Origin of the sequence: Microcoleus vaginatus PCC 9802, assembly GCA_022701275.1 — a bacterium.
Taxonomy (GTDB): Bacteria; Cyanobacteriota; Cyanobacteriia; order Cyanobacteriales; family Microcoleaceae; genus Microcoleus; species Microcoleus vaginatus_A.
This window is the reverse complement of record CP031740.1, coordinates 3,073,875-3,083,759: the sequence shown is the minus strand read 5'-3', so window position 1 is coordinate 3,083,759 and position 9,885 is coordinate 3,073,875. Positions and strand designations below refer to the sequence as shown.

The 9,885-nt window shown below is 49.6% G+C and carries 4 protein-coding genes; 1 reads left to right on the top strand and 3 read right to left on the bottom strand.

The features are described 5' to 3' along the window. Positions 1–24: 24 nt before the first annotated feature. Positions 25–2,766, bottom strand: coding sequence for a hypothetical protein (locus D0A34_12445; protein UNU22271.1), 2,742 nt, complete (start codon positions 2,764–2,766; stop codon positions 25–27). A 408-nt stretch (positions 2,767–3,174) separates the two neighbouring features. Beyond that, positions 3,175–5,922, bottom strand: coding sequence for an RNA helicase (locus tag D0A34_12440; GenBank protein ID UNU19567.1), 2,748 nt, complete (start codon positions 5,920–5,922; stop codon positions 3,175–3,177). A 209-nt stretch (positions 5,923–6,131) separates the two neighbouring features. Between D0A34_12440 and D0A34_12435 the strand changes: the two genes are divergently transcribed. Then, positions 6,132–7,265 (top strand): succinylglutamate desuccinylase, encoded by a 1,134-nt coding sequence (locus D0A34_12435; GenBank protein ID UNU19566.1) that lies wholly within the window; start codon positions 6,132–6,134, stop codon positions 7,263–7,265. A 521-nt stretch (positions 7,266–7,786) separates the two neighbouring features. Here D0A34_12435 and D0A34_12430 read toward each other — a convergent pair. After that, positions 7,787–9,646 carry a hypothetical protein gene (locus D0A34_12430; GenBank protein ID UNU22270.1) on the bottom strand — a complete coding sequence of 620 codons (1,860 nt, stop codon included), beginning with the start codon at positions 9,644–9,646 and terminating at the stop codon, positions 7,787–7,789. Positions 9,647–9,885: the final 239 nt, after the last annotated feature.

Here is a 9,885-nt window from a genome sequence, read left to right as displayed (position 1 = left end):
AGAACTCTGCCCAAAAATCTGTATTTACCTGCGATTCAACTCCATCCTTTCGCCGTAACGTAACAGCATATCCAAACTCTCCAAACGATTTTGCCAAGTTTGCACCTGATAGCTATTTTCAGCAGAATGCAAGCGCATCGAAGATTGAAATTGAGATTGAAAACCCCTTAACAATCTTTTAGTAGTTGCTAAACTTTCCGTAGAAGGATTTGCCGCCAACTTGCTCAAAGCTTGCGCCAATTCATCCGCTCTACTTTGCAAAACTTTCAGTTCAGATTCCGACATCCGCAACTGATTGTTAGCCAACAAAAAACTCCATTCCTGCTTGAGAGCAGTATACCGCGAAGCCGCCGCCGCAAACGGCTGTCGGTAAGGAATCGGCTCCGTAGCAGAAGTGGAACGCACTGGCGTGCCTTGAGTGCGGTTAAAAAACCCCTGCATCCCGCTGCTGATACTTTCCACGGCAAAAATAGCATAGCCCCCTGTCGGCAAATCGCGCAAAGCTTGAATTTGGTCGATCGCCACAACTTCCGGGAGAGTCAACAACTTAACCGACGGAGAAATCAAAGCCGAACCCAGAATTTGTTCCTTTACCAACGGTTCGGTGATGCGCTGAAGTCGGTTCGTATCCAAAGCATAAGTCATCGGCACAATCAAATCTACAATGCCCTGACGAGCCCAAACTTCCCAATTTTGCTGAATTTTGTAAATCCGCTGACTTTCCGGGTGCGGAAACACAGCCACCGACAGAATTGTGCGCGGATAATTCTGCCGCAAAAGCTGAGAAACTTCAGCTACAAAACTATTAATTTGATTAGTTTTAAACTCAACCCACTGGCGCCACAAACTGCCGTCCCTGGGGGAAATATTCACCGGATCTGCACCAGTTAACTGCCTAAATTGCTGCCTAGCCGCAATCCCGTAACCGTAAGTAAAATTCGCATTGTCATCTTGAAAAGGATAGCGAATATAGTCTAATTGCACCCCATCTACTTTGTAGTTGTTGGCAATTTCGCTGACAATTCGTAGCAAATAATTACGCGCTTCCGGGTTTGCCGGATCGATATAAAATTTACCATCGTTAGGATTTTGCGTGCGTCCTTTATTGTCAATATTCGCCCACTGTGGATGAGCGGAAAGCACCGGACCGGGATAAGAAGTAGGCTGACCAATTAAAGTATTGTGGCGCTTATTTCCTGTGGCAAAAACCCAAACCCAAGCGTGCAGTTCCATGCCTCGCTCGTGAGCTAATTTAACCGCAGATGCCAGCGGGTCCCAGCCAACTGTTAGGGGATTTTGTTGCGGTGCAACTTGACTGGGATAAATCGTATATCCGGCATTCAAAGTTTCAAAGAAAACGGTATTGATACCGGCGGCTGCGAGTCGATCGAACACTGCCGCCAAACCCTGTTCTGATCGCGCTGCGACGATCGTCCCGCGATCGAGCCAAACCGCCCGAATTTCCGCCCCAACGCGCTGTCCTTCCTTCGGGTAATTTTGCCATAGCAACTGCCGCGCTTCCACCCACTGCTTTCTAGCCTCGGCGTAGTTTTGCTCTTGCAGAAGTTGGTCGAAAGTTTGCAAAACCTGCCGCGCTTGGGCGATCGCCCCCGTCCTGCTCGCTTGTAGAACAGGGAGGCGGCTGCTTGCCGGGGCGCCTCCGCCCTGTTCTGCAGCCACCAGTTGAGGGGAGGTAGCAGCATTGAGATTGATGGCGGTATTGCCTGAATTAGATGCTGTTAGGGCGCTTTCAAACCGGCCGAGGAGGTTAGTGAGTTCTTGGCGCATCAAGTACGCTTCAATGCTGACGATCGGCTTATTGGAATTTACCTGCACGTCCAAACCGGGCGGCGCCGACTGATCGGAAGGGTCTGTAAAAGTTGGAGGAACTGAATCGGGAAGCGAGGGAGAGGGAGAAAGTCGGCTCAGCGGGGTACTACGCGGCGAACTAGGGCTATTTCTAGTGACTCTTGAGGGGGGAGTTGGCAGTGGGGTCGTGGCAGCAGTGGGCGGCGCTACAGGCCCTGAAGCGATTGTGCCTCCCCAGCGGGCGATCGAGGCTTGCAGCCAAGCCTTATCTACATTTCCCGAACCGTCGCTACCCCAGCGCCAGCCGAGATAGGTAGCGCGATCTGTGGCGATGGCTGCGGAGGAACCGGAACTATCTTTCCAAGTAGCAATTGTTTGACTGTTCGCATCAGCCGGAATCAAGACACCACCTTGGACAGAAGCATTTTGTTGTGCAGTCGGCACCCAATTGCTAGAAGTAGTGCAAGCAAGATCCCGACAGCGGCTGCGCGGTTGCGGGGTAGCCGGCTGGGTTAACGGAAAAGCCCAATAGGCCCCGAGGAGCGATCGCAAAGATTGGCGCACCAAAGCCGGGGAACTGCGGCCGACTGGGCCCGAAGCAATCAAGCGGCCGCCCTGTTTTGTCCAAGCTTCTAAAACTTTAATTTGCGCCGGACTCAAAGTTTCAATGTTGGGCAAAAACAGCACGTTAACGCCTGCTAAATCCGCCAAATTTTTGATTTCTTCCAAATTGATTGGTTTGTAAGCAATGCCGCTTTCCCAGAGGCGCGTGGTAATCTTCACCCAGTCGGGAGAATTCTCGGAACTGCGAACAACGCCCAGAACTACTTCTGCGAAACTCGGAGAGGGAAATAGGATGAATAGATTGAGTAATGTACTCGCTAGAGTTCCAATTAAGACTCTTTGCAAGAAAGTAAAAAAGCGAATTCTTTGAGCCTGGGAGCAGGCATCAGGCATTTGATGAGGCTTTTTGATTTGTTGCATCATAAATAGGAGAATTACCCAGCACACCGCTAGACAAAAATTCAATAACAATTAAGAGCGATCGATCCGCACCATACAATTTTCTATCCTGCCCTGCAACCTGAATCAGGAAAATGTGCGATCGAGCGATTTTAGATTTGCGATTTTAGATTTGGGATTTTAGATTTAAATCTGGGTGTAGTCCTGATGACAGTTGACAGTTGACTGTTGAGTGTGGACTGTTTGGACATTTGAACAATACCGATGCAACCGGAAACGATTTTAGATTAAAATCTGCGTGCATTTGGGTTGAAAAACCAAAAATACAATTTAGATGCCGGACAGTCAACACTCAACTGTCAACTGTCAACAGCCAACACTCAACAGTCAACTGTCAATCAACTAATTTTCTGGCGTTGCAGCTTCATTCACGGGGAATCGATCAATTAACTGCATCGCCCGACAAGCATTTCTCCGCAAAGAATCCGAAACATGAGGAACATGAGGAATCTGAGACAAGAAATCCAAAGTCCGGCGCAAAATCCGCACCACATCCCCTTCATCCAAACTCGTATGGCTAATCAGTTCCAGCCATTCAACACCCAGAGCCCACTGCTCAACCAAAGTCACTAAATCCCGTTCGAGCCAAATCGGGATGGCAGCTTCATGACGGTACTGAACTTGAAACAACCGGCGGCGCAAGCCTTTTTGCAGATTGTCCAAAGGTGCCAAAACTTCTGGCGACAGCGAGTAGTGAGTCCAACTGTCGGGCCGAGAAACTTCTGTAACTAAGGCCGCACAAGCAGCAGCGAGGTGGTGGGGGTCGAGTTCGTCAAACTCCGCAGACATCAGGGACAAACCCAGCCACAGTTCGTTATCGCCGCGAATAGCCGCGCAAGCTTGGCCCAAGATTGTGGGTACCAACCTGTCGGAGGAGTCATCTCGGTTTCCCGTTGCCGAAACTACTCTTTCCAAGCAGCCGAAATTCAGCAAGATGTCAATTAAATTGAGAAATTGCTCCCAGTAGCGAGCTCGCTGCTTTTCTAACTCTTGTTCGCTTTTGCGGATTTCTTTTTTCAATTCTTCCCGGCGGCGCTGGCGTTTGAGCAAAGTACCGGGATTGCCCCATTCTAAAACCCGGTGAACTTCTAGCTGAGCTTCTAGGGCTGCGATTTTCTGCTGTTGCTCGATCGCCTCTGGACTCGGTTCCGGTGTCGGCAATTCTGGAATCGATGCAGCAATTGAAGCAGTTTCTTCATTTGCCAAGCGGCACTGGCCGAGTCTCAGCGGCATTTCCGACGGCGGGTTCAAGGTATCTGCAACGCTCAAGCGAGGTAATTCCGCGTGCAGGGTAGCGACATCGCTAATGGCGACGACATACCAACGGTTATCTTTGCCCAAGCACACCAAATTTGGTGCTTGGCCGGAACCTGCGATTTTGGCAACCAATACGGCGGGTACAGGATTTGTGTGCGATCGTTTGGCTGTCGGAACGTGCTTGCCTTTGAGACTCAGAACCGTGCCGAGCACTGCAAAAGCCACAGCTACGGACATCTCCTTAAATCGCGCTTCTTCAGCTTGCTGCAAGAGAATTTTGAGCAAACGTTTGTCTTCTTTGAGTCTTCCCTGCAATTTTTCGTAATGGGCAAGCTCTTTTTCCAGGGTGGAGACATTGCCTCCGGCGGCCAGGGACTGTTCCAGCACAGCCAATTCTGTTTGCAGCCGGTCTAATTCTGATTGCTGGGGCTGCAAGTACAAGGTAGACAGATATTGACCAAAACTGCGTTCTACCAACTCTTGAGCTTCGTCGAGAGTGTGAGTTTGCAGCAAATTCAGCACCATGCCGTAGCTGGGCGTAAACTGACTGGCCAGGGGGTCGGCTTTGGCTGTTGCCAAATAAGAGGCTTCTTTTGCGCCTTCAAAGCGCGTCTGAACTGCGACGACGTGCCCCAACTTGTCCATGCCCCTGCGACCAGCCCGACCGGCCATTTGCAGGAATTCTGAAGCGTTTAGCAGTCGGTGTCCCTTGTCGGTGCGCTTGGACAAGGTGGAAATGACTGTGGTGCGGGCGGGCATATTAATCCCGGCTGCTAGGGTTTCGGTGGCAAATACGACTTTAATCAAACCTCTGCCAAAGAGTTCTTCTACTAAACCTTTCCAAGCGGGCAAAATGCCTGCGTGGTGGGCGGCGATGCCTTTTAAAAGTGCTTCTTTTTGACCGAAGCGTTCGGCTTCTGGGTTTCGCTGTAAAAAATCGTCAATGATGCGTTTGAGTTCGGCTGTTTCGGCTTCGTTAACCAGGGAGAAATTGCCGACTTCTGCGACTGCTTGGTCGCACCCGCGACGGCTGAAGATGAAGTAAATTGCTGGTAGCATATCTCGATCGTCCAACCGCGCCAAAACATCGGTCAAACTCGGAGTGGGGATGCTGCCTCTTTCTACTTTTTGCTGCTTCTTTTTGGGGACTAACCGGACATTAGCTCTTTTGCCGGTCTCGTCTAGCAGGGGAAATATCCCTTTTTGGTTGGCGAAGTGGAATTGCAGCGGCACTGGCCGAAAGTCTGAGTAGACGAGTTCTGTGGGCCCGTGGACTTTGTTAATCCAGTCTGTGAGTTGCTCGCTATTGGCAACGGTTGCTGAGAGGGCGAGTAGTTGAATTTCGCTCGAACAGTAGATGATGGATTCTTCCCAGACGGTACCACGCTGGCGATCGTTCATGTAGTGACACTCGTCGAGCACCACGGTTTCGACTCCGGTGAGGGAAGTACCGACTTCTCCGATCGGCGTACCGTAGAGCATATTCCGAAATATTTCGGTAGTCATCACCAAAATCGGCGCATCTCGATTGACGGAGATGTCGCCCGTGAGCAAACCTACGTTGTCGTCTCCAAATTGACTGCGGAAGTCGCGCAGCTTTTGGTTAGAGAGTGCTTTGAGGGGAGTGGTGTAGAAGACGCGCCGCCCCCTGGAGAGTGCTTGATGGATGGCGTATTCCCCGATTAACGTTTTCCCAGAGCCTGTGGGAGCGCACACGACAACGGATTTACCTGCATCGAGGGCGGCGATCGCCTCTCTCTGAAAGTTATCTAGCTCGAAGGGAAATATGGTCTTCAGATCCAGCTCTGGGCGGTTCTGGGCAGTGTCTGACACAAGGATTATTATGAGGTTTCAGGGTAAGTATGCTTAAATCTTGCTGAAAGCAAGGCAGCAGAGAACTGTATTGATTTTAGACCTTCGTCAGCAAATCGGCTATTAAGGAATAAGTCAGTTGGCAGTTGGCACAATAAAGAAAAAAATTTTTGCCTTCTTCCCTCTTCTCTCTTCCTTCTTCCCTCTTCCCTCTTCCCTCTTCCTTCTCTATGATTCCAGTTATTTCGACTATTCCTGTGGTGCAGCTTGCTTCGGGCGATCGGCTTTCACTGCAAGTCTATCAGTTCCAAGGTGCGATTCCCGGCAAAAAAGCTTATCTCCAATCTAACCTGCACGGCGCTGAGATTAGCGGTAATGCTGTGATTCACCAATTAATTGAGTTTTTAATGTCTTTGGACAGCAGTCAGTTAAGCGGCGAAATTTGGCTAGTTCCGGTTTGCAATCCTGTGGGTGTCAGTCAGCGATCGCACCATTTTTCTCCGGGTCGCTACAATCTTTATGATGGGGTAAATTGGAACCGGATTTTCTGGGATTTTGAAAAACAAGGGGAAGATATTCTGGGTTTTGCTAAGTCTCACATCCATCTCGATGCCGATACTGTCAAAGTTAATTACAGAAAAGCTATTGCTTTGAGTTTTGCGAAAGAGTTGGAAAAAATTAACGCTCCTAGTTGCCGCCCCTACAGCGAACTTTACCGATATCAGCTACAATCTTTGTGTTTGGATGCTGACTATGTGCTGGACTTGCACAGTTCTACGAATCAAAGTTTAGATTACCTTTACTGTTTTAATTCCCGCCAGGAGAGTGCGAAAGCTTTTTTGCTCGATCGCGCTATCTTGATGAACGAGTACGACGGCGATGCTTTTGACGAGGCGTTTCTCAAGCCTTGGCTGGCTTTGGAGAAGATTTTGGCCCAGTTGGGAAGTGCGATCGAATTTGACGTGGAAGCCTGGACTTTAGAATTAGGTTCGGGGATGGAAATGAGTCCCGAGTCGGTGGCGAATGGCTTGCGGGGAATCAAAAATTACTTAGCCAGTAAGGGTTTAGTGAAAATAGATGGATTTCCCCTGCCGGAAACTGCCGCCCATCAAGTTATTTTTACCCCCAAGAATTCGGTGTTCAAATACTACGCGCCGGCGGGCGGGATGATTCAAAATCGAGTGGAGTTGGGGAGTTATGTCAAAAAGGGCGATCGGCTTTATCAAATTCTCAGCTTTAATAAGAATGGGGAATTCCCCAGTTTGGTTGATGTTTGTGCTGAGTCGGATGTTTTCATTTTTGATGTTTCGACCAATCAGTCAGTAAATCAAGGAGAGTATGTGTTGTCTGTGATGGCAGATTAAGAATACCAAGAAACGCGGTTTATTCAAGAAACCGCGTTTCTGAAAACCTATTGCTAGTCGAACCATAAATTACGATATACTATTGAATAGGGCTTGTTTAAATACCGCTGCACTTTTATAATAAATATCAGGATTGTCAATTAAAGCGCGATCGATAACTGTGGCTAGCGGTTGAGGAATGGCTGAAGTGCGATCGCGCACAGGAACCGCATCATTGCAAAACCGCCCAAAACGGGTCTTGACCCTGCAAATGGCGCGGGGAAGATCCCGTTATCATCACATACAAACAAGCCGATCGACTTGGGATTATAGAAACTTTTACTCCCACCCTTAGCAAGGAATTAACTCTTACTCCCCCCCCTGAGCAAGGGATTAACTCTTACTCCCCCCTTAGCAAGGCTTGTGTGTACAGGGTAGTTAATAAGGGGGGGACAAGAGTTTGTAAGGTGCGTCAGTGCGGAGATTCTCAATTTTTGAGCAAATAACGCACACTGACGCCCCCTACAATTTAAGGTGACGGTTTATGGTTGAATGAAAATACCGATCGCATTATGAACTCTCGCAGCAGTTGACGGAGGTCGATCGAGCAAACTACCTCCCAAATACAAACTCGTCGAACTTCCCCCATCCAAATTTAAAGCCTCCACAGCACCCATTTGCTGCAATATCTGCGCCAGTTCTGCGAAATTTGGCCCCGCCCCGCCCGCGCGATTGTGCACGGCTACAATCAGCAAATTCCCCGCAGCATTTCGCCCGATCGCACTTCTAATTGCTGTCTGTCGAACATACGCATCGCTAAACCCTTCCGCCTTAGCATCCAGCACAACTCGACTGTTTTGTACCAACATCGGCCCGCCGCCGAGAATGTAAGGAAAACGGTTAAAATCAGCAGGAAAAGTGTTAGTTTCTAAACGCAATAAAGTGCCGATAGAGAGTTGATCAGCAGGGAAAAAATCCGAACGCAAAGCCAAAATATAACCGTTAGCTGGAATGGGAAAAGTTGTTGTTCCCGCCGCACCTCCGGGGGATTGGCTGACAACTCGATCGCCCGCAACTGTCACAACTATTTCATTGCCAGACAACGGAGTATAAGTTGTTCCCCACTCAGGAGTGTAGCGACCGATTCCCGATTGCACATAGGCACTATTGAGATGAGAAACGGGCAAAGGTTGATTTGCCGGAGTTATCACAGTTTCTTGCAAAGTTAAACGATCGATCGCAAATTCTCCCCGATCGTTCCAGGCGATCGCCCCCCGGTTCAATATCGGCCCGGAAAGCCATTTATTGTCGCGCCGAATTGGCCCTAAAGCTAACCGATTTATCCGATTGAAAAACCCTGCATTTATCGCCGCAGCCGCACCCGACACTTCTGCTGTTTGCAATAAAGGTGCAGTGCCTTGATCGGCAGGCGGATTGCTGAGAATTGGTCGAATTTTTACACCGGATTGACGCGGATTAACTTCTAACCAAACTACTGGAAAACGAGCAGTTCCTAAATTTTGATACTGCTGCCGCCACTGCACACCGGGCGCCCAAACAATATTTTTTTCTACTAACGAATCTGGCCGAATGTCGATAACTAATCGATTGGGATTTCCCAGGCTGAAAACTTGCGGCCGCCAACCTAAAGGAATCTTCACTTTGACTTTAGTTTGAGCGCCGTCAGGTTCGATTTTTAGTGATAGCAATTGTTTGCTGGTTTGAAAAGTGTCCTGAAGTAAGGCGGGAGCGACTTTGGCATCGATCGCGATCGACCATTCTTGACCGGCGATCGGCGCTGCGGGCGTTATTTGCAGCGGGACGGCGGGTTTGGTCGGGTCGTCTGGTGTTTCGAGGTTTGGCGCTGCGCTGAGGTTTTGCAGTGGGATAGCGGGCTTTGTGGGGTCGTCGGGCGGGTTGGGTGTGGGTGTCGGCGACGGGCTTGGTTTATCGACAAAGTTGACTTGCCAAGGGGCGGGCCGATCGAGATCTACAACAATGCGATCGCCCGATTCTATTTCTGCTTGCCGAATTCCGGTAACACTTGCACTTTGAGAAGTAATTTTTAGAATATTCCCATCAGCAGATATCTCCCAGCCCGCAAGTCTAGCAAAATCGGTAACATCTAAGTAACGATACGGGCCTGTTGCCCGCGCTGCTAAGCTTTGAGCGCCGGTTAAAGATACCGAAAACCACTGCACCGGTTGTTTGGCACTGTCGGCGGCGCTGAGCAAATCCACTCCCGCACTTTGCATCAATCCAACGTCAGCAATCCAAGTTCGGAAATTCCCAGAAGTGCTGTTTTCCGGCTGCTGAGTCCAAGTTAGGGGGAGAATGCGACCGTTTAGAGATACTTGGCGGCCTTGTCTCATGATCGAAGAGGGCGGTACAGATTGAGCCAAAAGCCTAGAGTCCGACAGGGGTTGCAACCCCTGTCTCATAGCTGAAGTTCTCTCAAGAGAACTATCGGTGAATATTTCAGTCGGTTTTAACCGACTTTCGCTATCAGCCAGGGAATGAATTCCCTGGCGGGCTCTCGAAGCATCAATCAGGCCGGCCCTCTCCCCCTCTTGTGTTCTTCCGGGTTGATTCCAGAGCAAAGACGGGGCGATCGCCAGTACGGGTAAAATCGAAACTGACA

Coding starts and splice junctions, on each gene's coding strand:
- D0A34_12445 (UNU22271.1), bottom strand. CDS start 2,766: ATGCCTGATGCCTGCTCCCAGGCTCAAAGAATTCGCTTTTTTACTTTC.
- D0A34_12435 (UNU19566.1), top strand. CDS start 6,132: ATGATTCCAGTTATTTCGACTATTCCTGTGGTGCAGCTTGCTTCGGGC.